We start from the raw sequence: 24,776 nt of genomic DNA on the forward strand, positions 1-24,776 counted from the left end.
GTGCCATAGTCCACTAATACGCGGCAGGAGAGACGAGGCGTGACCATCTTGAAGACGGTGTTGGCGGCGGGACTGGCGGCGGCGGCCGGGTCCGCCACGGCGCAGGACGTGCCGCTGATCGAGCGCGCGAAGCTGTTCGGCAACCCGAGCAAGGTCGGTGGCCAGCTGTCGCCCGACGGCCGGTGGATCAGCTTCATCGCGCCGCGCGACGGCGTGATGAACATCTACGTCGCGCCGGCGAACGATCCCGCCGCCGCGAGGCCGCTGACCGCGGAGAAGACGCGCCCGATCCGGCAGACCTTCTGGTCGCCCGATTCGAAGCAGGTGCTGTTCGTCAACGATCACGGCGGAGACGAGAACTTCCTGCTCTACGGCGTCGACGTGGCGACTGCGGCGCAGAAGACGCTGACCCCGTTCGAGAAGACGCGCGCGATGGTGATCGGCGCGTCGCAGACGATCAAGGACCGCATCCTCGTCGGCATCAACAACCGCGATCCGCGCTGGCACGACGTGTACGAGCTGAACCTGTCGGCCGGCGCGCTGACCAAGGTGTTCGAGAACACGGGCTACGCCGGCTTCGTCGCCGACGACGCGCTGAAGGTGCGGCTGGCGGAGAAGGCGCGCGACGACGGCGGCACCGACTATTTCCGCGTGAACGGCACGACGGTGGAGGCGACGCCTTTCGCCACCGTCACCTACGAGGATGCGGGCAACACCACGCCGCTCGGCTTCACCACCGACGGCCGCACGCTCTACTGGGCGGATTCGCGCGGGCGCGACACCGCCGCGCTGGTGGCGCAGGACGTCGCGAGCGGGCGGACGACGATCGTCGGGCAGGACGCGAAGGCCGATATCGGCGGCGGCCTGTTCAACCCGAGGACCGGGCAGGTGGAGGCCTATGGCGTCAACTACCTGAAGAACGAGTACGTGCCGGTCGGCGGCGCGATCGCCGCCGACCTCGCCTTCCTGAAGGCGCAGAACAAGGGGCAGTTCTTCGTCGGCACGCGTACGGACGCGGACGACAAGTGGCTCGTCACCTTCGACGGCGTGTCCACGCCGTCGGCGACGTACCTCTACGATCGCAAGGCGAAGACGCTCAAGGAGCTGTACGTCAGCCGGCCCGAGCTGGTCGGCGCGCCGCTGGTGCCGATGTTCCCGGTCGAGATCCCGACGCGCGACGGGTTGACGATGGTCAGCTACCTGACGCTGCCCAAGGGTGCCGATGCCAACGGCGACGGCACCGCGGACCGCCCGGTGCCGATGGTGCTGTGGGTGCACGGCGGGCCGTGGGGCCGCGACAATTACGGCTACAACGGCTACCATCAATGGTTCGCCAATCGCGGCTACGCGGTGCTGAGCGTCAATTACCGCGCCTCCACCGGGTTCGGAAAGAAGTTCGTGTCCGCCGGCGACCTGCAATGGGGCCGCAAGATGCACGACGACCTGATCGACGCGGTCGAGTGGGCCGTGAAGCGCGGCGTGACACGCAAGGACAAGGTCGCGATCGGCGGCGGCAGCTACGGCGGTTACGCCACGCTCGCCGGCGTGACGATGACGCCCGACGCCTTCGCCTGCGGCGTCGACATCGTCGGCCCGTCGAACCTCAACACGCTGCTGGCGACGATCCCGCCCTATTGGGAAGCGGGCAAGCAGCAGATGTACCGCCGCATGGGCGATCCCACGACCGCGGCGGGCAAGGCGCTGCTGAAGGAACGCAGCCCGCTGACGTACGCCGACCGGATCAGGAAGCCGCTGCTGATCGGCCAGGGCGCCAACGATCCGCGCGTCAACGTGGCGGAGAGCGACCAGATCGTCGCCGCGATGCAGGCCAAGAACATCCCCGTCACCTACGTCGTGTTTCCCGACGAGGGGCACGGCTTCGCCCGCCCGGTAAACGCCATCGCCTTCAACGCGGTGGCGGAGAACTTCCTGGCCAAGTGCCTGGGCGGCCGCGCCGAACCGATCGGCACCGCGCTGCAGGGATCGACCGCGCAGGTGAAGGCGGGCGCGGGCAACGTGGAAGGGCTGGGGACGACGGCGGGCAACTGATCCTATCCTCCCCGCTAGCGGGGAGGATACTTGACGCCCGCCGCCCGCGCCCCGACCTAAAAGCGGTCCATGCCGCCTCAACGCCCCGCTTCCACCGTCGACCGCCCGCTGTGGCCGACGCTCCGCCGCTTCCTGCCCGATCTGTGGCCGAGCGACGCGCCGGGGATGCGCGCGCGCGTGGCGGGCGCGATGGCGCTCGTCGTCTGCTCGAAGCTGGTGCAGGTCTACGGCGCGCCGTTCGCGCTGCAGGCGGCGGTGGACGGCATGGCGGTGCCGACGACGCCGGTGTCGCTGATCGTGCTGCTCGTCGTCGGCTATGCCGCCGCCCGCTTCGGATCGACGCTGTTCGACAACCTGCGCAATACCGTGTTCGAGCGGGTGGGGCAGGAGGCGACGCGGCGGCTGGCCGCGCGCGTGTTCCGCCACCTCCACCGCCTGTCGCTGCGCTTCCACCTGGAACGCCGCACCGGCGCGGTGACGAAGGTGATCGAGCGCGGGACGAAGAGCATCGACACGATGCTCTACTTCCTCCTCTTCAACATCGCGCCGACGGTGCTGGAGCTGACGCTGGTGCTCGGCATCTTCTACGTGAAGTTCGGCTGGCCGCTGGTCGCCGCCACGGTGGCGATGGTCGCCGTGTACATCTGGTTCACCCGCGCCGTCACCGACTGGCGCGCGTCGTTGCGCGAGCGGATGAACGATCTCGACACCGGAGCGGTGGCGCACGCGGTCGATTCGCTGCTCAACTTCGAGACGGTGAAGTATTTCGGCGCGGAGGAGCGCGAGGCGCAGCGTTACGACCGCGCGGTGCGCGCCTATGCCGATGCCGCGGTGAAGAGCGAGAACAGCCTCGCCTGGCTCAACATCGGCCAGGCGGCGATCACCAATCTGATGATGGGCGCCGGCATGGCCTATGTCGCCTGGGGATGGAGCCAGGGGCGGTTCACCGCGGGCAATGTGGTGCTGGTGTCCACGCTGCTGGCGCAATTGTTCCGGCCGCTCGATCTCCTCGGCATGGTCTATCGCACGATCCGCCAGGGCGTGATCGACATGGGATCGATGTTCGACCTGATCGACACGCCCAGCGAGGTGGTCGACGTGCCCGGCGCCCGCCCGCTGGCGGTGGTGCGCGGGCACGTGCGGTTCGAGAAGGTCGTCTTCGGCTACGACGACGCCACCATCCTGAAGGGCATCGATCTGGACGTGCCGGCGGGCACGACGCTGGCGGTGGTGGGGCCGTCGGGCGCGGGGAAGTCGACGCTCGCGCGGTTGATGTACCGCTTCTACGACCTGGACGCGGGCCGGATCACGATCGACGGACAGGACATCGCGCAGGTGACGCAGGACAGCCTGCGTGCCGCGATCGGCATCGTGCCGCAGGACACCGTGCTGTTCAACGACACCATCGGCTACAACATCGCCTATGGCCGCGAGGACGCGAGCGAGGCGGAGATCGAGGCGGCGGCGCGCGGCGCGGCGATCGCGCCGTTCATCGAGCGCCAGCCGGATCGCTACGCCACCCGCGTCGGCGAGCGCGGGCTGAAGCTGTCGGGCGGCGAGAAGCAGCGCGTCGCGATCGCGCGCACGCTGCTGAAGGATCCGCCGGTGCTGATCCTGGACGAGGCGACCAGCGCGCTGGACAGCCGGACCGAGGGCGAAATCATGCAGACGCTGGAGGCGATCGAGCGCGGCCGCACCACGATCGTCATCGCGCACCGCCTGTCGACCATCGTCCACGCCGACCGCATCGTGGTGCTGGAGGCGGGGCAGGTGGTGGAGCAGGGCCGCCACGCCGAGCTGCTGGCGGCGGGCGGGGTCTACGCGGAGATGTGGCAGCGCCAGGCACAGGAGCGCGACGAGGCGCTGGCGGCGGCATAAGGGAGGGCGGCGGCGTGATCCGCTACCGCCCGATCGCCCCGCTGCGGATCAGCGCCTCGCGCCGGCGTCTCATGAACTCGACGATGTAGCGCGGGATCCCCAGTTGCTCGTCGGTGGCGACCGGCGGCGCGATCGAGCGATCGACGCGGTACAGCGCGCTGTTGCTGTACGGCGACCGCCAGACGAGCGTCAGGTCCGGCATGAAGCGCGGGTCGAAGCGCGGCGGGCGGATCAACCAGACATAGTCGAACGCCGCGCGCGGGAAGCGGGCCAGCGCGTAGTTCACCGGGCGCCACCACTCGCCGCGGCAGCGCCCCGGCGTCACCAACTGCGTCGGATCGTGCGCGAACCCGCCCGCCGCCTCGTAGCGGGTCGTCAGCAGCTGCCCGCCCGCCATCGACCATTGGTCGTCGGTATAGGCCAGTCGCCGCTCCAGCGCGAGCGCGGGCAGGTGCTCCAGCCGCGACATCTTCCAGGTGTTGCGGCAATTGTGCCCGACGAAGCTGAGCAGCCGCGCGCCGACCGGCACGTGGTCCAGCGCGGCCAGCTCGACCTTGTAGTCCCGGTCGAAGCGCGCGTAGCTGACGGTCTGCGCGCCGATGCGGACGAGGAAGAAGGCGAGCCCCAGCGTCGCCCAGATGGCGGCGTGGCGGATCGTCGCGCCCATCCGCGGGCGGATCGCGATGATCGCGAAGGCGAGCAGGAACGGCGCCAGCCGCATGTCGGCATAGGCCGAGCCGAAGACGATCCGCGGCAGCAGGATGTAGACGGCCAGGATGAACAACGCGGAGAGGCCGAGGTGGCGCGAATAGGCGATCCGCGGGTCACGCGCCGCCTTGAACAGGACGAGGTAGATCACCGCCATGCTGGCGACGTCGAACCACAGCCAGCGGTCGCGCAGCGCCATCAGCACCCAGGCGATCTTCGTGCGCCAGTAGAAGAAGTCGGCGGTCTGCCCCGTCACGTCCGCGCCGCTGCGCCACGCGACCATCAGCACCATCGGCAGCGCCAGCGGCACGCAGCCCAGGCCCGCGCGCACCCAGCTCTCGATCCAGTGCCCGCTCTCGCGCGTCTTGCGCCGGTCGTGCTGCCGGATCATCTCCGCGGAGAAGGCGAGCACGCCCAGCACCCCCCAGCCGAAGGTGTGGACGACCCACAACAGGCAGGACAGCGGCACGAAGACGATCGCCCGCGCCACGATCGCGCCGCGCCGCGCCATGCGCAGCCACAGCGCGAACAGGCACAGCGCGAGCGCCATCGACAGCGCGAAATTGACGAAGCCGAACTGGAACGGGTAGCCGTAGGCGAGCGGCAGCGCGAACAACGCGGTTGGCGGCACGCGGCCATGCACCTCCCGCGCGATCAGCAGCAGCCCGGCCACGGTGAGCGCCGGAATCGCCGTCACGATCAGCTTCACCGCGGGTTCCAGCCCGATCAGCGGCGCCAGCGGCTCGATCAGCAGGTCGACGCCCAGATTGCCGATCAGCGACCATTCGAACTTGTACCAGTCGGCCAGCCACGGATGCGCGCCGCGATCCAGCTGCACGCGATAGCGACCCATGTGCCCCGGCAGGTCGACGATCGGCGCGATGTCGGGGTACAGCAGTGGCACGCAGGCGATCAGCGTGGCGAGTGCCACGAACCAGCGTGTCTGCCACCAATGGATCGGCTCGCTCGCCCCCTGCATGGCGCCCGCCCCTACGGGCGAACGGGCCGTGTTCGCAAGCGATTGTGCCGGTCGGCGGCGAGGCGGTCTAATCGATAGACGGCGGCGTCGCCGCGCGCCACGGGCACCAGCCACGATGGCGGCGCCCCGCGCGCCAGCGCCGCCGCCAGCGATCCCGGCGCCACCGCGCTGCCCAGCGCGGCACGCGGCGTGCCGCACCACAGGACGTAGACGGGCGCCGGCAGCGCGGTGAGATCCGGCGCGCGCGCCGCCGGTGCGTGGAAGACGCGCAGGGCCAGCAGGTTGCCCGCGCCGTTGCGGTGATAGGGCGCGGCGAGGACGCGGTGCGGCGTGTCGAGCAGCGCGCGCGCGCCGACGTCCACCGGCGCGATCAGCACGCCCGGCGGGAGCCCCGCCGCCGCCCGCGCGCTCGCCGCATCGCAGCCGGTTGCTGCCGAGGACGGCGCGCCGGATCGCTCGACCAGCCGTCCCGCCAGGGCATAGGCCAGCCCCGCGGACAGCAGCCACGCGGCCGCCGTCGGCGCCGCCCCGCGCCGTCGCGCCGCCGCGATCGCCGCGGCGAGGGCCGGGGCGGCGAGCAGCGCGCCGGCATAGGCACCACGCAGCTGGACCAGCGTCAGCGCCAGCGCGGTCGCCAGCAGCGCGACCATCGTCCACCACGGCGCCCGCCGCCGCCGCCAGGCCAGTATCGCCGCGGCGAGGAGCCCCGCGAGCAGGACGCCGGCATAGCCGATCGCGTCCGCCGCACTCGCCTGGAGCAGCGGCTGCGCCTCCGCCACCTGCGCCAGCCACACGCGGGCAAGCAGCGGATCGACCCGGCCGTAGGGGCGAAGGCAGTCGGGTGAGACAAGCGCCGCGACCACCCCCGCCGCCAGTGCGGCGGCCGCCGCCGCCGCGGCGCGCCGGCGCGCGGTGGCGAGCGGGCGGTCGAGCAGCGCGAGCAGCAGCGGTACCGCCGCCGCCACCTGCGCCCCGCGCCACATCTCCCGCGTGAAGCCGTCGCAGGCGGGATAGGTCCAGCCGCCCGTCCGCAGCGCCCCCGCCGCCAGCAGCAGCCCGGCGGACAGCCCCGCCGCGTACCCCGCCAGCCGCGGTCGCGCCGCCGTCCCGTCGATCACCCAGCCCAGCGCGATCGCCGCCGCGCCGATGGCGAGCAGCGGCGCGGTCTCGATCCCCACCGCCAGCGCGGCGGCGCTCGCCAGGCCCCCGGCGAGGCCCCAGCGCCACTCGGCCCCGGTCGCGACCGCCGCGCGCACCAGCACCAGCAGCAGCACCATCTGCAATCCGTGGTGATCGATCCGTCCGGGCACGAACAGCGTCGTCGCCGGATAGCCGAGCGCGGCGACGATGGCGGCGGTCGCGCCGTCGACACGCAGCGCCCGCGCGATGGAGGCGACCAGCACCAGTGCCGCGGCGAACAGCAGCAGCGGCGCCAGCACCACCGCCAGGATCGTCGCCGCGGGCGCGCCCAGAAGCGGCGTCGCCGCCAGGATCAGCGCGGCCGCAAGCAGGTCGGCGAGCCGCGACCAGTGCATCTCCAGCCCGCGGCCCAGCCCCAGCCCCAGCCCCAGCCGATGCTGCGCCACGTCGGCGAAGCCTTGCCCGTGCAGCCAGTCGCGGACCTGTTGCAGGCGGACGGCGTCGTCGGTGTCGGGCAGGCGCAGCGCCGAGAGCGCGTTCCAGTCGCGCGCGGTCCAGGCGAGCCCCAGGACCGCGGCGAGCAGCAACGCGGCCAGGGTGTCGCGGCGGGCTGCGCGTGCTGGCGTCACCGATCCATCCTTTCCCCCGCGCGGAACCGGTGCTGTGCCCGGTCGCGGTTGAGGCCGCGTTAACGGTATGAAGGAACCGAGGTGGCATCGGCGCGGCGGGCTGTTCTATACGCGGCGACGATGCGCCGGCTCCTTCGCTTCCTCGCCCCCCTCGCCGTTCTTCTCGCCGCGCCCGCGGCGGCGCAGGGCACGTTCGACCTCGCCGGCCCCGCGCTGGTGATGACGGTGGAGCGCGGCGGCACCACCCTGCCGATCGCGCAGGTGCCCGCACTGGCGGAAGGCGACCGGCTGACACTGGCGGCGGACCTGCCGGCGGACCAGTCGGCGCACTACCTCCTCGTCCTCGGCTTCCTGCGCGGCGCGACCAACCCGCCGCCGAAGAACTGGTTCGCCGTCGCCGAGACGTGGAAGCCGAAGAAGGCGCGCCTGTCGCTGGCGGTGCCCAAGGGCGCGACCCAGGCGATCGCCTTCCTCGCGCCCGATACCGGCGGCGGCAAGGACGCGCTGATCGACGCGGTGCGCAACAAGCCCGGCGTGTTCGTGCGCGCCTCGCAGGACCTGTTTCAGGCGTCGCTCGATCGCGCGCGGCTGGAGACGTTCGTCGGCGGCGTGGCGCGGATCGAGGAATCCGCGCCCGAGCGGCTGGCCGCGGTCTCGCCCCGGCTGGCGGGGGCGCTGGCGATCCGGCTCAACACCGACTGCCTGGCCCGCCCGCGCGCGCTCCAGGCGGCGTGCCTGACGCAGAACCGCGAGGCGCTGGTGCTGCAGACGGGCGGCACCACTTCGCTCGCGGACACGCTGACGGGCACGCCGACGCAGGTCGCCTACTCGATCGCGGCGACGCGCGAGGGCGGGGCGGGTTTCTACAGCCCGTATATCGGGCTGGCGCGCGACATCGCGCGGCTGTTCGGCGCGTTCCGCACGGCGAACTACCAGTATATCCCGGCGCTGGGCGTCGGTGCGGGCGACCGGCTGAAGCTGCAGCTGAACACCGCGCCTTCCTTTCAGAACCCCAAGTCGGTGCTGGTCGTCCCGCTGCCGCCGATCGGCGGGGAGCGGACGCCGGGGGTGCGCGCGAAAGGCGACATGGCGTGCCTGACGCGGCCCGACTTGGTGCTGGCGATGGAGGACGCCCCGCTGCTGTTCGCGACAGGTTTCGCGCGCGACCTGAAGCTTCACGTCGTCACCGCCGAGGGCAAGGCGCTGGATCTGCCGCTGGTGGCCGATGCGGAGCGCGGCGGGCTGGTGCTGACGGCGAGCGCGGCGGGCGCGATCGGCACCGCCGCGATCCAGCAGGCGGTGCTGACCGGTGCGTGGGGCTTCGACCGGTTCAGCGGGCCGCGCTTCGCGCTCCAGAACGGCGCGGCCGAGGCATGGACGCCGCGGCCCGACAACAACGTGATCGTCGGGCGCGACCACCCGCTGACGCTGACCGGCGGGGCGGCGACCTGCGTCGACCAGATCGGCCTGCGCGACGCCGCGGGCGCGGTGCGGCCGGTGGCGTTCAAGGCCGCGGGCAGCGACGAGATCGCCGCCACGCTGCCGCTCGCCCGCGCGAAGCCCGGCGACCTGGCGCTGGTGGTGACGCCGTTCGGCGGGGCTCCCGCCACGCTGCCGCTGGTCGCGCGGACGGAGGCGAGCCGGCTGGAGAGCTTCACCCTCCACGTCGGCGAGACCAGCGGCGAGCTGGCCGGCGCGCGGCTCGACCAGGTGACCGAGCTGACCGTGGCGGGGCTCCGCTTCGCGCCCGGCGCGCTCGCCCGGCGCGACGATTCGGACCGGCTGACGATGACGCTGAAGCCCGCGGGCGACGCGAAGGAGATCGACCCCGCCGCCACCGCAGCGCTGGAGGCGGGGGCGGAGCTGGCGGGCAAGGTGCGGCTGCGCGACGGGCGCGGCGCGAACGTGGCGGTCGCCGTCGTCCCGCCGCGGCCCAAAGTGGCGCTGGTCAGCCGCAACGTCGAGGCGCCGGCGGCGGGCGGCAAGGTGGCGCTGCACCTGCCGGAGACGATGCTGCCGATGGGCGGGCGCATCACCTTCTCGCTGCGTGCCGCCAACGCCCGGCTCGATGCCGCCGACAAGGTGGAGGTGGCGGCGAACGACGGCGGCGCGACCGCCACGCTGACCGCCGCCGCGGGCAATCTTCAAATCGTCGGCGACGATATCGCGGTTGCCACGCTCACCCCTCAGGCGGCGCTGGGCGCGGGCGGCACCGGGCCGATCCGCGCGCGGCTGGTGATCGACGGCGTGGCGGGCGAGTGGTTGCCCGTCGCCGACGTGGTGCGGCTGCCCGCGATCGAGGCGCTGTCGTGCGGCAGGAAGGGCGCCTGCACGCTGGCGGGCGAGCGGCTGTTCCTGATCGCCGCCGTCGCGCCCGCCGCCGACTTCGCCGGCGCGAAGCCGGTGCCGCCGGGCTATGTCGAGACGAAGCTGGAGGTGCCGGCGCCGAGCGGCGACACGCTGTACCTCAAGCTCCACGACGCGCCCGACGCGGTGATCCGCGTGACGGCGAAGCCCTGACGCTTGCGATCCCGAACTCCAGCGCCGCTTGTTCCTCTCCGCCGCATCGCCTAGCGCCGGGGGCATGAAGCGCCTCGCTGTCTATTGCGGCTCCGCCACCCCCGCCGATCCCGCCTATCTCGATCTCGCCCGCGACGTCGGCGCCGGCCTCGCGCAGCGCGGCATCGGCGTCGTCTACGGTGGCGGGCGGCTGGGCCTGATGGGAGCGATCGCCGACAGCGCGCTCGCCGCCGGGGGCGAGGTGATCGGCGTGATACCGCAGGCGCTGGTCGATGCGGAGGTCGCGCACCGCGGCCTCACCGAACTGCACGTCGTGCCGGGGATGCACGAGCGCAAGAAGGCGTTCACCGACCTCGCCGACGGCTTCGTGACGATCCCGGGCGGCACCGGCACGATGGACGAATTGTGGGAGGCGCTGTCCTGGGCGCAGCTGGGCTACCACGCCGACCCCGTCGGGCTGCTCAACGCCTTTGGCTATTACGACGACCTCGTCGCCTTCTGGGCGAAGATGGCCGATGTCGGCTTCCTGCGCCCGCAGCACCACGACCTGCTGATCGTCGGCGCGACGCTGGACGCGCTGCTCGACCGCATGGCGGCGCACGTGCCGACGCAGCCGATCGTCAGGATGGCGGCGTCGGACCTGTGATTCGCGCAACGACGCGAAGGCGCGAAGAAGGGGGTTTCCGCGCAGAGGCGCAGAGGCGCAGAGAGGGCGTCCGGACGGCTTTCGACTCGCGCCAGCGAGAGCTGAAACCTGCGTCGCAACGATCGCGATCCTGGCCGCTCGCGCGGCCGGGACGTCACTCGCGCACGCTCCCTGCGTCTCCGCGCCTCCGCGCGAACATCTTCCTTCTTCGCGTCCTCGCGCCTTCGCGTGAACCGACATGACCCGCGCCGACCTCGTCGCCGCCGCGCACGAATCGATCGCGAAGGGATCGAAGAGCTTCGCCGCCGCCTCCACGCTGTTCGCACCCGACGTGCGCGAGCGGGCCTGGCTGCTCTACGCCTGGTGTCGGCGCTGCGACGACATGGTCGACGGGCAGGACCACGGCCACGGCATGACGCGCGTCGCCGATCCGATGGCGCGGGTGGAGGAGGCGCGGGCGCTGACGCTGGCGGCGCTGGCGGGGCGGACCACGGGCGATCCGGCGTTCGACGCGCTGGGCGTGGTCGCCGCGGAATGCGCGCTGCCGCCGCGCTTCGCGATCGACCTGATCGACGGCTTCCGCCTCGACGCGCAGGAGTGGCAGCCGCGCAGCGAGGCGGACCTCTACCGCTACTGCTACCACGTCGCCGGGGCGGTCGGCTGCATGATGGCGATCGTGATGGGCGTGCCGGCGGAGGACGAGGACACGCTGGACCGCGCCTGCGACCTGGGCCTCGCCTTCCAGCTCGCCAACATCGCGCGCGACGTGGAGGAGGACGACCGCGTCGGCCGCTGCTACCTGCCGCACGAGTGGCTGGCGGAGATGGACGTGCCGCCGGGCCAGCACATGAAGCCGCCGTTCCGCGACCGTCTGGTGGTGCTCGCCCGCCGCCTCGCCGCGCGCGCCGCGCTGCACGAGGCGAGCGCGCGGGTGGGGGCGAAGCGGCTGGACCGGCGCTCCGCCTGGGCGGTGCTGGCGGCGGCGGGCATCTACGGCGACATCGCGCGCCAGGTGGCGGCGCGGGGCGCCCACGCCTGGGACCACCGCGTCACCACGTCGAAGGCGGCGAAGCTCGCCTGGATCGCGCGCGCGGCGACGCAGGCGGCGCGGCGCGGCGCCATCGCCGAGACGCCGCGCGATCCCGCCTTGTGGACGCGACCGCGCGGCTGAGGCTCAGCGCACGCTGGCGACCTGCACCGCCGCGGGCGTTGCCGGAACGGTGACGGGCGCGAGCGTCACGCCCGGCACGTCGCCGGCGCGGATCGCCTCCAGCGCGGCGGCGGTCAGCACCACCGTCACCGCCTGCGTCGGCTCCGCCGGCGCGACCGGTACCGCCGCCGCGGTCGCGAGAACCGGAGCGGCATGGCGCGCCTGCCATCCCGCCAGCTGGTCGCGATACCGGTCCCATGCCGCGAAGAAGGCGAGGAACGGCGCCTCCAGCCGCGGCAGCGCGGTGATGGCATAGTCGCCGAGCGCGGCGGGCTCCAGCATCGCGGTTTCCGCCAGCACCGCCTTGGCCGTGGTGCAGAAGCCGGCGTGGCCGGTGGGCTGCGCGAAGAAATTGTAGAGCCGCGTCATCGCGTCGTCCTGCCGCGCCTGTGCCGCGGTGCCGTGGCGCTGGCGATAGACGATCGCCATCCCGCCCTGCGCCGTCGCCAGCGCGTCGCGCCCGCGCGCCAGCAATGCGTTGTACGACGCGACCGTGGCGGACTCGTCCGCATCGCGGCAGCCCAGCGCGGCGACGTTCAGCGCCACGCGCAGGTGCCACAGCGCCTCGGGCGCGGACAGGTCGCGGTTGGGCGTGGCATAGCGGCCCGCGGCGTCGCGCGCGGGCGTGGCGAAGGTGGCGGCGGCACCCTCCGGTGCCAGCGGCATCGCGTCGCCGTCCGCGGAAAGGGCCTCCTGCGCCGCGGCAGGCGTGGCGAGGAGGGCGACGGGCAGCAGGAAACGCGCGTAGGACATGGACACCCCCTGGCCGGCGCGTGGGGGAACCCCGCCCCTTGGCGCCGCGATCGATTGCAGGTGCCAGCATCGCGCCGTCCGCTGACCCCGCGCTTTCGCGACGTGACGAAGCGCGCGTTAAGCACGACGCCCGCGCTTGACCGCGCGCGCCGGGCTGCGCAGGACGGGCGCATGACCGACCGTATCGATCGCGCGCTCGCCGACCTAGGCCTCGCCCTGCCGCAGGCCGCCGCCCCCGTCGCCTCCTACGTCCCCGTGGTGGAAGCGGGCGGGCTGCTCCACATCTCCGGCCAGCTGCCGTTCCGGGACGGGAAGGTCGTCACCGGCCGGCTCGGCGACGGCTTCTCGATCGACGAGGGGCAGGATGCGGCGCAGCGCTGCGCGCTGATGCTGGTGGCGCAGATCAAGGCGCACCTCGGCAACCTTCAGCGCGTGTCGCGCGTCGTGAAGTTGGGCGTGTTCGTCAATTCCGCCGCCGACTTCACCGACCAGCCCAAGGTGGCGAACGGCGCGTCGGACCTGATGGTCGCACTGTTCGGCGATGCGGGGAAGCACGCCCGCGCCGCAGTGGGCGTCGCCGCGCTGCCGCTGGGCGCGGCGGTGGAGGTGGACGCCATCGTCGAGGTCGCGCCGGCGCTGTAGTCATTCCCGCCCGTTCGCTCGGCTCGAACGGGTGCCGGAGCGTGTGGCGGATCAACACGGCGCGGCACCCACCGCGCCCCTCGCGCGTTGGCCCGTGCCATGCACGCCTTCGCCGCGCTTCTCGACTCGCTCATCTACACCCGGTCGCGCAATGCGAAGCTGAAGCTGATCGGCGACTACCTGCGCGCCACGCCCGATCCCGATCGCGGCTGGGCGATGGCGGCGCTGACCGGCGACCTTGACCTGCCCGCGATCAAGCCCGCGCTGATCCGCGCGCTGATCGAGGAGCGGGTCGACCCCGTCCTGTTCCGGATGAGCCGCGACTATGTCGGCGACACGGCGGAGACGGTGTCGCTGCTGTGGCCCGAACCGGACCCGCCCGTCGCGCAGCCGCCGCTGACCGTGGCGGAGGCGATCGACCGGCTGATGCACCTTTCCCGATCCGACGCGCCCGCCGCGCTGGCCGCGATGCTGGACCGGCTGGACGCGGAGGAGCGGTTCGCGCTGCTCAAGATGGCGACGGGCGCGCTTCGCGTCGGCGTCAGCGCGCGGCTGGCCAAGCAGGCGCTGGCCGACGCCTTCGCGCTGGACGTGGAGGCGGTGGAGGAGGTGTGGCACGGGCTGGAGCCGCCCTATCCCACGCTGTTCGCCTGGGCGGAGGGGATGGGAGCGCAGCCTACCGCGGCCGACGTGCCGGTGTTCCGCCCGTTCATGCTCGCGCACCCGCTGGAGGAGCTGCGCGTCGACCTCGCCGACTATGCCGCGGAGTGGAAGTGGGACGGCATCCGCGTCCAGATCGTCCACGTGGTCAATGCGCAGGGAGTGGGCGAGACGCGGCTCTACAGCCGTACCGGCGACGACGTCACCCGCGCTTTCCCCGACGTCGCCTCGGCCTTCGCGACGCCCGGCGTCCTCGACGGCGAGCTGATGGTCCGCGGCGACTTCCAGGGCGGCGCGCTGGAAGAGGGGGGCGGGGCGGCCAGCTTCAACGCCTTGCAGCAGCGGCTCGGCCGCAAGGTCGTTTCGGCGAAGATGCTGGCCGAGGCGCCCGCCTTCGTCCGCCTCTACGACATCCTGTTCGACGGCACGGAGGATCTTCGCGCTTTGCCGTGGACGGAGCGGCGGCGGCGGCTGGAGGCGCTCGTGCCGCGGCTCGATCCCTCGCGCTTCGACCTGTCGCAGCTGGTCGAGGCGGCGGACTTCACCGCGCTGGAGGGCGTCCGCGCCGGCGCCCGCGACGCCGCGATCGAGGGGATGATGCTGAAGCGGCGCGACAGCCCCTATGTCGCCGGTCGCCGCACCGGCCTGTGGTACAAGTGGAAGCGCGACCCGCTGACCGCGGATTGCGTCATGATGTACGCGCAGCGCGGCAACGGTCGCCGGTCGAGCTGGTACAGCGACTATACCTTCGGCTGCTGGACCGAAGAGGGCGAGCTGCTGCCGGTCGGCAAGGCGTACCAGGGCATCACCGACCAGGAGATCGCGCAGCTCGATCGCTTCGTGCGGCAGCACACGCTCGCCCGCTTCGGCCCGGTGCGCGAGGTGGAGAAGACGCTGGTGCTGGAGATCGCGTTCGATTCGATCCACGAATCGAAGCGGCACAAGTCCGGCCTCGCGATGCGCTTCCCGCGGATCGTGCGCATCCGCACCGACAAGCCCGCGGCGGAGGCGGACACGCTGGCGGGGTTGCGGAAGCTGGTGACCTGATGCGCGCGGTCAGTCGGTGCGCGCGGCGCGGCTGACCGATCCGTCGCGCTGCATCACCTCCGCCGCCGTCACCCGGCCGCCTTCGGCGACGAAGCGCACCTGCACGGCCGGGTCGCCGTCATAGGCGAAGGTGTCCGCCGCGACCGGGACCAGCCGGCTGGCGGGCCGCCCGGTGCGCCGGATCGTCAGCGCGTCGCCCGCGGCCGTCACCGTGCGCTCGCCGTATCGCCCGGCATAGGCCGCGATCGCGCGTGCGGGCGCGACCGGGGTGGCGAGCGCGCGGTAATAGGCCAGCAGGCGCGCCGCCTCCGCCTTCTCTTCCGCCGGGGCTGCGGCGGCGACGGCGGCCATCGCCTCCGCCTTCGCGCGCGGCAGGGCGGCGGCGGCGCCGGTCGCGATCGTCGGCGCGACGCCGACGCGCTCCCAATCCCTGCCCGTCTTCAGGCTGACCGCGCGGCCGGTCGACACGCTCAGCACGTAGCCGCCGGGCAGCGGCACGAGATCGTTGCGGAACCCCGCGCCCGCGGTCGTCTCGCCCACCAGCGTGCCGAAGCCATAGGCCTTCACGTGGGTCGCGAACTCCTCCGCGGCGGACGCGCTGGCGCCGCCGGTCAGCACGAACAGCGGCTTGCCCGCCAGGCTGAACGGCGCCGCGGGGGATCGCGTCGCCTCGCCCGCGCGCCCACGCATCTCGAAGCGCATCAGCGGCGTGCCGGCGGGCAGGAAGTAGCTCGCCATCGCCGCCACCGCGCCGGGGGAACCGCCGCCGTTGCGGCTGATATCGATGATGTAGGCGTCGCCGCCCTTCAGGAACTGCATCGCGGTGCGCAGTCCCGCCTCCGCCTCCGGCGTGCCCCAGGCGAAACCGTCGTAGGCAAGGTAGCGGATGTTGCCCGGCAGCACCTCCATCGCGCGGGCGCCGCCGTTCATCCGCGTGAACATCCGTGCCAGCGCCGGCGGGATCGCCTCGTCCTCGGCGCCGTCTCCTGCCCCGTCGCTCAGGCCGCGCTCGCCCAGCATCGCCGCGCCGCGCGGGTCGTAGCTCACGCCCAGATGCTTGTCCTGCGTCACCGCGGCCATGTCCGCATTCACCCGCGCCGCCAGCGCCTCGCCCGTCAGCCCGGCGTAGCGGCGCTGCTTCAGCCCCGCCGCCAGTGCCGCGTCCAGCTTCGCCGCCACGTCCGGAAGGACGTAGCGCGCGACGATCGCCGCCCGCGCCGCGGTGACCGTGGCGGTGCCGTCCGCCGGCTGCGCCTGCGCCGCGCCCGCCGTCATCGCCAGCACCGCCGCACCCCACGCCCCCATCGCGCGCATCGTTGTTCTCCTTCCCGCATCATGGCCCGCTTATCGCTTGGCCGACCCGCCGATTGGAGGCAAAGATCGCGCCGGCGGCGCCTCCTGCGGGCGCGGGGCAGGGGACGGATGCCGGAAAAGCGCGAACTCGACGGCCACGACCGCGCGCTGCTGCGGCTGTTGCAGGTCGATGCCGCGCGCACCGCCGACGACCTGGCGCAGGAGGTGCCGCTGTCGCCCAGTGCGATCACGCGCCGCGTGCGCCGCCTGCACGAGGACGGCACGATCGTCGCCGACGTCGCCATCGTGTCCGACCGGGTGGCGCCGTTCCTGTCCGCGCTGGTCGACGTGCAGCTCGACCGCCACGCGCTGGCAGAGGTGGACGCCGTGCTCCGCCGGCTTTGCGCCGCGCCGGAGGTGCAGGCGCTGATGGAGGTGACCGGTCCGTCCGACCTGGCGCTGCTGGTCGTCGTCGCCGACATGCACGCCTTCAACGCCTTCGCCGACGCCATGCTGGGCAGCGATCCCGTCGTGCGCCGCTACGAGACGCGCTTCGTGAAGAAGCGGCGCAAGTTCACCACCGCGCTGCCGCTGTGAGCGCCCCGGCCGGCGACTGGACGCTCGCCGCCGCGCTGATGGTCGCGTCGGGTTCGTTCCACGCCGTCGTCAACGCCATCGTGAAGGCGGGCCGCAGCAAGATGGCGGCGCGCGCCGCGACCGACGGGACCAGCGCGATCCTTCTGCTGCCCGCGACGCTGCTGGTGCCCGCGCCCGCGGGCGCATGGCCCTATCTGGCGGCCAGCGCGGCGATCCACGGCGTCTACCTCGTCGCGCTGGTCCGCGCCTACGAGCGCGCGGACTTCTCCGCCGCCTATCCGGTCCTGCGCGGGGTCGCGCCGCTCATCACCGCGCTGGTGACGCTCGGATGGCTGGGCGAGCACGCGACGCCGGTGCAGGTGGCGGGGATCGCGCTGCTCGGCGGCGGGATCGTCGGCCTCGCGATCGGCCGCCACCTCGATCCCGCGGCGCTCGGCTGGGCGCTGCTCAGCGGCACGTGCACCGCCTGCTACACCGTGGTCGACGCGATGGGCGTGCGTGCGGCGCCGTCCGCCGCCAGCTACATCGTCTATGACTTCGCGCTGATGGGAACGCTGGTGGTGGCGCTGTTCGCGCTTCTCTCCCGCGGGCAGGTCTTCGCCGACATGCGCGCGCAGTGGCGGCCGAGCGCGATCGCCGGCGCGCTGTCGATCGTCACCTACGGGGCCGCGCTCTACGCCTTCTCGCTCGGCCCCACCGCGCCGCTGGCGGCGCTGCGCGAGACGGGGATGGTGACGGCGCTGCTGATCGGCTTCCTGTTCCTGGGCGAGCGGGTGACGCCACGCCGGGCCGCCGCCGTCTGCGCGATCCTTGGCGGGGCGGCGCTGATCCTGTGGCGCTAGACCCTGGTTCAGCCCTCGACCGCCGGGTTGCCGAGTCGGCGGACGTCCAGCGCGTGGATGCCCTTCAGCATCACCTCGCCCAGCCGCCGCGTCCCCGTTTCCACCACCACGCCGTCGTACGTCTGGCGCAGCGCGGCCCAGGGAACGGCGCCCGCACGGCCCCCGGCGGTCACGACGACGACGCGGCCGTCGTCGCCCAGCACCAGTCCCGCGCGCCCGTCGTCGCCCACCACCGCGTCACGCGCGGCGAGGCCGGGGATCGCGGCTTCCGCCGCCTGCGCCGCTTCCTCGGGCGTGCGCAGCATCCGCGCCGCGCCGCGCAGCCGCACGATCGCGACCAGCGCGGCGGCCAGCGCCGCCGTCACCGCACACAGCGCCGCGATCAGCCCGGCCGTCACGCGCCCGGCTTCACCGCGTCCATCAGCGGACGCAGGTTGGTGAGGTCGTATCCCGCCGCCGCCGCGTGGGCGGTCAGCGCGTCGGCGTCCGCGCCCGCCTTCGCCGCGGCCAGCGCGTAGAGGTTGCACGAGCGGGTACCCGAGCGGCAAAAGGCCAGCACGGGCCCTCCGGCGTCGCGCAGCGCCTGCGCCATCGCGTCCACCTGCGGGTGGGAGAAGCCGGCCTGCGTCACCGGAATCGCGACGTAGGACAGGCCCGCGGCCTCCGCCGCGGCGCGGATGTCCTCGCCCGCGGGCTGGCCCGCCTCTTCCGCATCGGGACGGTTGTTGACGATGGCGACGAAGCCCGCTTCGCGGATCGCGGGCAGGTCCCTCGCCGCGATCTGCGGCGCGACGGAGACGTTGTCGTCGATGCGGCGGATATCGGCCATGCTGTCCTCCTGGAGCCGCGCCTCCTCTACCGCGCGCCGCAGGCTTGTCCACTCGGTCAGCCGCGCCACCAGTGCCGGCGCGCGAAGAACAGCACCGTCCCCGCCGCGATGACCGCGCACAGGACGACGATGGCATCGAACGCCCAGGGCTCCTTGGCGAACCACAGCCCCTCCACGTTCATGCCGTAGAGTCCGGTGATGAAGGTGAGCGGCAGGAACACCATCGCCGCGATCGCGATCAGCAGGCTGCGCTGGTCCAGCTGCTCGGCACGCAGGTCGGACAGCTCCTCGTGCATCAGCCCGGCGCGCTCGCGGATCGCCTCCACCTCCTCCGCCATGCGCGCGGCGCGATCGGCGGCGGCGGCCAGGTGCGCGCGGTCGTCGTCGGCCAGCCAGTCGCCCGGCAGCGCGGCCAGCCGCTCCAGCGCGGCGCGCTGCGGGCTGAGGAAGCGGCGGTAGTTGATCGCCTCCGCGCGCACCCGCGTGACGCCGCGGCGCAGCGCGAAAATGCGCTCCACGTCCAGCTTCTGCTCGCAATCGTCCAGCCAGTCGCCGAGGTCCGCGACGACGGGATCGAGATCCTCGGTGATCGCGGCGGCGAAGGCCGCGATCAGGTCGCCGGGGTCGCGCACGGCGCCGCGCTCCACGTCCTGCGTCACGGTCTTCAGCGCGACCAGCTGCTTGCGCGTGACCGACACCACCTTGCCCCGCGTCGCCCAGATGCGGATCGAGACCAGCATGTCGGAGCTGTCCAGCTCCTCCTCGGTCCGGCCGCGCAGGTTGACGAAGGCGCCGTCCGCCATCCGCTCGCAGCGCGGGCGCGTCTCTGCCGCCGTCAGCGCGTCGATGACGATGGACGTGACCCTGGCCTCGTCGCGCAGCCACGCCTGCGCGTGCTCCGCCGTGGTGCTGAGGTGCACCCAGACGAAGTCCGCGCCGCACGACAGCGCCCCCTTCACCGGCACCTGCGTCGCGCCGCTGCCGTCGATGCGCCAGGCGAAGCCGCTCATGGGAACGCGACGTCCACGGTCAGGCCGTCGGCACCGGCGAGGGGCGGGGCGTCGGTCGCGCGGCGGGCGGCGTCGGCGCGGGCGCGATCGAGGATGGCGGCGGGCACGTCGGCACGATGCGTCACCAGGTCGGCGGACGCCAGCCATCGCGCCTCGCGCAAGGTGAGGTCGTCGGGATCGGCGGAGCGCAGCCGGACGTGGACGAGGCGGGTGTCCTGCGCCGCGCCGATCGCTGCCGGGTCGGGTGCGTCGTGCGAGGCGAGGGGATCGAGCGTGCCGCCCGGCGCCAGCGCCGCCGCGATCGCGCGCCGCCGCTCGCCTCCGTCGGGAAAGCGGGCGCGCAGTGCGGCGCGCGCGGCGTGCAGCGCCTCGGCCAGCCGGCCCAGCCCGGCGGGCAGCACAGCCTCCAGCCGCTGCCGCAGCGCCGCCGCCAGCCCGGCGGAGACGCCGCCCGTGCCGATCGCGACCAGCACCGGCGCGCGATCGACGATGGCGGGCAGGGTGAAGTCGCACAATTCGGGCCGGTCGACCGCGTTCACCAGCACGCCGCGCGCCTTCAAGCGCGCCACCGCATCGTCGTCGTCGACGACGATGGCCAGCCGCGCGTCTCTCCCTCTACCACCGGGAGAGGGGAGGGGCCCGTCCGGCGCAGCCGGATGGCAAGGGTGAGGGTGATCTTCTTCCACCACGACCGCTCCGGCCCGCTCCAGCAGTCGCCGCTTGGCCTCCGCGCTCTCGCCGCTGCCGACGAGAATGACCGGGCGGCCTTCCAAGCGGACGAAGATCGGAAGGCTGTGCAGCGTCATGGTTCGCGCGAAGCCGCGAAGCCGCGAAGGGAAGATAGGCTCGCGCGAACACCATGTTCCGCGCCTTCGCGGCTCCGCGTGAACGCCGAAGCGACGCGGCTCAGGCCAGCCATTCCGGCACCCGCTCCGCCGCCAGGATCGTCTCCGCGGAGATGCGGTCGGCCACCACGGCGTAGCGGTCGCCGTCCACCAGCACCTCGGGCACCAGCGCGCGGCTGTTGTACGTGGAGGCCATCGTCGCGCCATAGGCGCCCGCGGTGCGGAACACGGCCAGGTCGCCACCCTTCACCGCATCCACCTCCCGCGCCATGGCGAAGGTGTCGCCCGTCTCGCAGACCGGGCCGGCGATGTTGGCGGTCATCCGGTCGCCCGTCGGCACGACGGCGTCGAAATCGTGCCACGCATCGTACAGCGCGGGCCGCGCCAGGTCGTTCATCGCGGCGTCGACGATGATGTAGGGATGCACGACGCCCGGCTTCACCCAGATGACGCGGGTCAGCAGCACGCCGGCATTGCCCGCGATCACGCGACCCGGCTCGAACATCAGCGTCGCGTCCCAGCCGCGCGTCGCCCGCGCCACCATCGCGCCGTAATCGGCCGGCTCGGTCGGCACGTCGCCCGCCTTGTAGCGCACGCCCAGTCCGCCACCCAGGTCGACGTGGGTGATGCGGTGCCCGGCCGCGCGCAGATCGTCGACCAGTCGCTTGACGCGGGCATACGCCGCCTCCAGCGGCGCGATGTCGAACAGCTGGCTGCCGATGTGGATCGCCACGCCGCGCAGGTCGAGGCCGGGCAGCGCCGCCAGCCGCGCGAACATCGCCGGCGCCTGGTCGATCGGCACGCCGAACTTGTTCTCCCGCTTGCCGGTGGAGATCTTCGCGTGGGTGCCCGCGTCCACGTCGGGATTGACGCGCAGCACCGCGCGCGCGGTCACGCCCTTCTCGCGCGCCAGCCGGGCGAGGACGACGCCCTCCTCCTCCAGCTCCAGGTTGAACTGGCCGATCCCGGCGTCCAGCCCGCGCGCCAGCTCCGCCTCGGTCTTGCCCACGCCGGAGAAGACGATGCCGGCGGCCGGGATGCCCGCCGCCAGCGCTCGCGCCATCTCGCCGCCCGACACCACGTCGGCGCCATAGCCCTCCGCCGCCAGCAGCCGCAGCACGGCGAGGTTCGGATTGGCCTTGATGGCATAGGCCAGGTGCACGTCCCCGGCCGGCTCCAGCGCCTCGCGGAACACGCGGGCGTGACGGCGGAAGGCGCCTGCCGAATAGACGTAGACGGGCGTGCCCACCTCTTCGGCGATACGCGCCAGCGGCACGTCCTCGCACCACAGGGCGCCGTCGCGATAGTGGAAGTGATCCATGGAAACCGTCAGTTGGGGGGAAGGTCGAAGTCGTCGCTGCGCCGCTCTTCCGACCGCCGCAGCGTCGAATCGCCGCGGCCGGGGCGCGCCTGCACGCCGGGGGTCAGCAGCTCGCCGGTGGTGGCGGGCGCGGTGGCGCCCTGCGCCACGGGGATCGGCGGGCGGCCGGCGGGCGGTTCCAGCGGCTTGGTGGAGCCGCAGCCGGCGAGTGCCAGCGCGAGGAGGAGGACGCTCCTCACGCCCGCGCCTCGCGCGCGGCGCGGATCGCGGCGCGCACGTTGTCGGGGGCGGTACCGCCGAAGCTCCTGCGGCTCGCCACCGAGGCGTCGACGGAGAGCACGTCGTACACCCGCGCGTCGATGCGCGGGTCGATCGCGGTCAGCTCCACGATCGGCAGCGCGTCCAGCGCGACGCCCAGCGCCTCCGCCCGCGCCACCGCGCGGCCGGTGATGTGGTGCGCCTCTCGGAACGGCACGTTCGCCTCGCGCACCAGCCAGTCGGCGAGATCGGTGGCGGTGGCGAAGCCGCTCTCCGCCAGGGCGCGCATCCGGTCGGTGCGGAACGTCGCACTCTCCACCATCCCCGTCATCGCCGCGATCGACAGCGCCAGCAGGTCGTGCGCCTCGAACACCGGCGGCTTGTCGTCCTGCATGTCCTTGGAATAGGCGAGCGGCAGCCCCTTCATCGTCACCATCAGCGAGACGAGGCACCCGGTGATCCGCCCGGCGTGCCCGCGCACCAGCTCCGCCGCGTCCGGATTGCGCTTCTGCGGCATGATGCTGCTGCCGGTCGACCATTGATCGGACAGGCTGACGAAGCCGAACGGCTGCGACGCCCACAGCACGAACTCCTCCGCCAGCCGGCTGAGGTGCAGCGCGCATTGCGCCGCGGCCATCAGGTAATCGAGCGCGAAGTCGCGGTCGCTGACCGAATCGAGGCTGTTGCGCGTCGGCCCGTCGAAGCCCAGCGCCGCGGCGGTCGCCTCGCGATCGATCGGAAAGCCCGTGCCGGCGAGCGCCGCCGCGCCGAGCGGGCACAGGTTCGCGCGCGCGCGATTGTCGCGGAAGCGCGAGACGTCGCGCGCCACCATCTCGTGATAGGCCATCAGGTGATGTCCCAGCGTCACCGGCTGCGCCGATTGCAGGTGGGTGAAGCCCGGCATCACGCTGGCGGCATGTTCCTCCGCCCGCGCCAGCAGCGAGTCGTCCAGCGCGAGCAGCGCGGCCAGGACCTGGTCGGTCGCGTCGCGCGTCCACAGGCGGAAGTCGGTCGCGACTTGGTCGTTGCGGCTGCGCGCGGTGTGGAGCCGCCCCGCCGCCGGGCCGATCGCGTCGGCCAGCCGCGCCTCCGTCAGCATGTGGATGTCTTCCATGGCGAGATCGTCGGGCACGCCGTCCACCGCGTAGCCGGCGGCCACCCGCTCCAGCCCGGCGTCGATCGCCCTGACGTCGTCGGCCGCGACGATGCCCTGCGCGCCCAGCATCGCCACGTGCGCGCGGCTGCCCGCCACGTCCTGTTTCCACATCCGCTTGTCGAACGGGATGGAGGCGTTAATCTCGCGCATCACCGCGGCGGGGCCGGCAGCGAAGCGCCCCCCCCACATCTGGTTGGAGAGGTCCTTGCTTCCGTCACTGTCGGCACGATGGGCGATCGTCGGTCTCCTGGCCACCGCGGCTTGCGATAGGGCGTCGCCGCCAGTGGAGCAAGCCGAGGGCAACGCCGCCGCGGCGTCGCCGGACGAGGCCGCGCCGGCCGCTGCCGGCGTGCCGAAGGCGGACGCGGTGGATCGCGCGCACGCGGGCGAGAAGGCCCCCGACCTGGCGGTCACCGATGCGGCCGGCAAGGAGGTGCGGCTGCGTTCGCTCGCCGGCCGGCCGCTGCTGGTGAACCTGTGGGCGACGTGGTGCGCGCCGTGCGTGAAGGAGCTGCCGACGCTGGACGCCGCGGCGAAGGCGGGCGCGGCCCGCTTCCGCACCGTCGCGATCAGCCAGGACATGGATCCGGCGAAGGCGCGCGCCTTCCTGAAGGAGAAGCCGCTCGCCGCGGCGGAGCCGCTGTTCGATCCCAAGCTGTCGCTCGGCCTCTCCTACCAGGCGAACCTGCCGACGACGATCCTCTACGACGCGAGCGGTGCCGAGCTGTGGCGCGTCACCGGCGAGCTCGACTGGACCGGCGAGGCGGCACGCGCGCTGCTGGCCGAGGCGAAGTAGCGTTCGCCGCGACGGTTTGACAAGAAACTGCCACGATGGGCGGGCAAGTGCCCGCGAATGCGCCTCTTTCTGCTGACCATCGCGGCGGCCGCCGTGCTTTCTCCCAACCCCGCCCTCGCCTGGGGCAAGACCGGCCACCGCGTCGTGGCTGCCATCGCGCAGGAGCATCTCTCGTGGCGCGCCCGCGCGGGCGTACGTCGCATCTTCGGCGTCGAGACGCTGGCGGAAGCGGCGAACTGGCCCGACACGATGAAGTCGGATCCCTCGCCCTTCTGGCAGAAGACGTCGGGTCCGTGGCATTACGTCACCGTGCCGGAAGGCCGGACCTATGCCGAGGTGGGCGCGCCGGCCGAGGGCGACGCCGCCACCGCGCTCGCCCGCTACGCCGCGGTGATCCGCGACGGGGCGGCGTCCTGCGCTGACCGGCAGACCGCGCTGCGGTTCATCGTCCACCTGGTCGGCGACCTGCACCAGCCGCTCCATGCCGGCAACGCCACCGATCGCGGCGGCAACGACGTGAAGGTGACGTGGTTCGGCCGCGCCACTAACCTCCACTCGGTGTGGGATTCGGCACTGGTGGACGAGCAGCAATTGTCTTTTTCCGAAATGGCCGCGTCGCTGGACGCGCACGTCACCAGGACCCAGGCGCGCGACTGGCGGCAGGTCGATCCCGCGGTGTGGATCGCGGAGAGCACGCGACTGCGCGACCTGATCTACCCCGCCGATCCGGCGCTCTCCTATCGCTATGTCTATGACAACACGCCGCGAATGGAGCGGCGACTGCAGATGGGCGGGATCCGCCTCGCCGCCTATCTCGACGATCTGTTCGCCCGCGGCGGCAATCCGCGGCGCTGCGCGACCGCGCGGTCGTGGGTCGACGCGGAGGTGTGGGCGACGCGCCACTAGGGCGGCGAAACCGCCGCGCCCGCTTGCGCTTCGTTTCGGCGTCGGCTTTGCTGGGGCGGATG

The 24,776-nt window shown here is 73.0% G+C and carries 22 protein-coding genes; 11 read left to right on the forward strand and 11 right to left on the reverse strand.

The window, feature by feature from the left end; all coding sequences use genetic code 11:
• Positions 1-39 precede the first annotated feature (39 nt).
• Positions 40-2,049, forward strand: a complete 2,010-nt coding sequence (locus HBH26_RS04025; RefSeq protein WP_168133309.1) for an alpha/beta fold hydrolase — start codon at positions 40-42, stop codon at positions 2,047-2,049.
• A gap of 69 nt (positions 2,050-2,118) precedes the next feature.
• Entirely contained in the window at positions 2,119-3,927 is a 1,809-nt protein-coding gene (locus HBH26_RS04030) for an ABCB family ABC transporter ATP-binding protein/permease (protein ID WP_168133310.1), read from the forward strand.
• A gap of 22 nt (positions 3,928-3,949) precedes the next feature.
• Here HBH26_RS04030 and HBH26_RS04035 read toward each other — a convergent pair whose 3' ends face one another.
• Together HBH26_RS04035 and HBH26_RS04040 are read right to left on the reverse strand one after the other, a co-directional pair.
• Complete coding sequence (locus HBH26_RS04035; RefSeq protein WP_168133311.1) at positions 3,950-5,614, reverse strand: hypothetical protein; 1,665 nt, start codon at positions 5,612-5,614, stop codon at positions 3,950-3,952.
• A gap of 11 nt (positions 5,615-5,625) precedes the next feature.
• The gene (locus HBH26_RS04040) at positions 5,626-7,383 is read right to left on the reverse strand and encodes a hypothetical protein (protein ID WP_168133312.1); all 1,758 of its coding nucleotides are present in this window, start codon (positions 7,381-7,383) and stop codon (positions 5,626-5,628) included.
• 120 nt (positions 7,384-7,503) lie between these two features.
• Between HBH26_RS04040 and HBH26_RS04045 the strand changes: the two genes are divergently transcribed.
• The 3 genes from HBH26_RS04045 (at position 7,504) to HBH26_RS04055 (ending at position 11,720) form a co-directional block, all read left to right on the forward strand.
• Positions 7,504-9,903 (forward strand): hypothetical protein, encoded by a 2,400-nt coding sequence (locus HBH26_RS04045; RefSeq protein WP_168133313.1) that lies wholly within the window; start codon positions 7,504-7,506, stop codon positions 9,901-9,903.
• 64 nt (positions 9,904-9,967) lie between these two features.
• Positions 9,968-10,549, forward strand: coding sequence for an LOG family protein (locus tag HBH26_RS04050; RefSeq protein ID WP_168133314.1), 582 nt, complete (start codon positions 9,968-9,970; stop codon positions 10,547-10,549).
• 238 nt (positions 10,550-10,787) lie between these two features.
• Positions 10,788-11,720, forward strand: coding sequence for a phytoene/squalene synthase family protein (locus tag HBH26_RS04055; protein ID WP_168133315.1), 933 nt, complete (start codon positions 10,788-10,790; stop codon positions 11,718-11,720).
• A 3-nt stretch (positions 11,721-11,723) separates the two neighbouring features.
• Here the strand turns inward: HBH26_RS04055 and HBH26_RS04060 are convergent, their stop codons facing one another.
• On the reverse strand, positions 11,724-12,512 hold the full coding sequence (locus HBH26_RS04060) for a hypothetical protein (protein WP_168133316.1): 789 nt from the start codon (positions 12,510-12,512) through the stop codon (positions 11,724-11,726).
• A 171-nt stretch (positions 12,513-12,683) separates the two neighbouring features.
• Here HBH26_RS04060 and HBH26_RS04065 point away from each other — a divergent pair, with 171 nt between their 5' ends.
• Both HBH26_RS04065 and HBH26_RS04070 read left to right on the forward strand, forming a co-directional pair.
• Positions 12,684-13,154, forward strand: a complete 471-nt coding sequence (locus HBH26_RS04065) for a RidA family protein (RefSeq protein WP_168133317.1) — start codon at positions 12,684-12,686, stop codon at positions 13,152-13,154.
• A gap of 99 nt (positions 13,155-13,253) precedes the next feature.
• Complete coding sequence (locus tag HBH26_RS04070) at positions 13,254-14,861, forward strand: cisplatin damage response ATP-dependent DNA ligase (protein WP_168133318.1); 1,608 nt, start codon at positions 13,254-13,256, stop codon at positions 14,859-14,861.
• 9 nt (positions 14,862-14,870) lie between these two features.
• Here HBH26_RS04070 and HBH26_RS04075 read toward each other — a convergent pair whose 3' ends face one another.
• On the reverse strand, positions 14,871-16,175 hold the full coding sequence (locus HBH26_RS04075) for a S41 family peptidase (protein WP_168133319.1): 1,305 nt from the start codon (positions 16,173-16,175) through the stop codon (positions 14,871-14,873).
• Positions 16,176-16,283: 108 nt separating this feature from the next.
• Here HBH26_RS04075 and HBH26_RS04080 point away from each other — a divergent pair, with 108 nt between their 5' ends.
• The gene (locus HBH26_RS04080; protein WP_168133320.1) at positions 16,284-16,751 is read left to right on the forward strand and encodes an Lrp/AsnC family transcriptional regulator; all 468 of its coding nucleotides are present in this window, start codon (positions 16,284-16,286) and stop codon (positions 16,749-16,751) included.
• Positions 16,748-17,593, forward strand: a complete 846-nt coding sequence (locus HBH26_RS04085; RefSeq protein ID WP_338057230.1) for an EamA family transporter — start codon at positions 16,748-16,750, stop codon at positions 17,591-17,593. The genes HBH26_RS04080 and HBH26_RS04085 overlap by 4 nt, the downstream gene beginning before the upstream one ends.
• An 8-nt stretch (positions 17,594-17,601) precedes the next feature.
• Here HBH26_RS04085 and HBH26_RS04090 read toward each other — a convergent pair whose 3' ends face one another.
• The 7 genes from HBH26_RS04090 to argH all read right to left on the reverse strand — a co-directional run bounded on the left by HBH26_RS04090 (position 17,602) and on the right by argH (position 23,201).
• A complete protein-coding gene (locus HBH26_RS04090; RefSeq protein WP_168133321.1) occupies positions 17,602-17,991 on the reverse strand; it encodes a hypothetical protein in 390 nt (129 codons plus the stop codon).
• Positions 17,988-18,422, reverse strand: a complete 435-nt coding sequence (locus HBH26_RS04095; RefSeq protein ID WP_168133501.1) for a protein tyrosine phosphatase family protein — start codon at positions 18,420-18,422, stop codon at positions 17,988-17,990. Before HBH26_RS04095 ends, HBH26_RS04090 begins: the two co-directional genes overlap by 4 nt.
• Before the next feature lie 56 nt (positions 18,423-18,478).
• Entirely contained in the window at positions 18,479-19,432 is a 954-nt protein-coding gene (locus tag HBH26_RS04100) for a CorA family divalent cation transporter (RefSeq protein ID WP_168133322.1), read from the reverse strand.
• Positions 19,429-20,238, reverse strand: coding sequence for a precorrin-2 dehydrogenase/sirohydrochlorin ferrochelatase family protein (locus tag HBH26_RS04105; RefSeq protein WP_168133323.1), 810 nt, complete (start codon positions 20,236-20,238; stop codon positions 19,429-19,431). The genes HBH26_RS04100 and HBH26_RS04105 overlap by 4 nt, the downstream gene beginning before the upstream one ends.
• A gap of 100 nt (positions 20,239-20,338) precedes the next feature.
• Complete coding sequence (lysA, locus tag HBH26_RS04110; RefSeq protein WP_168133324.1) at positions 20,339-21,598, reverse strand: diaminopimelate decarboxylase; 1,260 nt, start codon at positions 21,596-21,598, stop codon at positions 20,339-20,341.
• Positions 21,599-21,606: 8 nt separating this feature from the next.
• A complete protein-coding gene (locus HBH26_RS04115) occupies positions 21,607-21,837 on the reverse strand; it encodes a hypothetical protein (RefSeq protein WP_168133325.1) in 231 nt (76 codons plus the stop codon).
• Positions 21,834-23,201, reverse strand: a complete 1,368-nt coding sequence (argH, locus tag HBH26_RS04120) for an argininosuccinate lyase (protein WP_168133326.1) — start codon at positions 23,199-23,201, stop codon at positions 21,834-21,836. Before argH ends, HBH26_RS04115 begins: the two co-directional genes overlap by 4 nt.
• A 94-nt stretch (positions 23,202-23,295) precedes the next feature.
• On the opposite strand from argH, the gene HBH26_RS04125 reads away from it, so the two are divergent.
• A complete protein-coding gene (locus tag HBH26_RS04125; RefSeq protein ID WP_338057231.1) occupies positions 23,296-23,808 on the forward strand; it encodes a TlpA family protein disulfide reductase in 513 nt (170 codons plus the stop codon).
• Between the two features lie 57 nt (positions 23,809-23,865).
• On the forward strand, positions 23,866-24,714 hold the full coding sequence (locus tag HBH26_RS04130) for a S1/P1 nuclease (protein WP_168133327.1): 849 nt from the start codon (positions 23,866-23,868) through the stop codon (positions 24,712-24,714).
• Positions 24,715-24,776 lie beyond the last annotated feature (62 nt).

It is taken from the genome of Sphingomonas corticis (assembly GCF_012035195.1).
Lineage (GTDB): Bacteria > Pseudomonadota > Alphaproteobacteria > Sphingomonadales > Sphingomonadaceae > Sphingomonas > Sphingomonas corticis.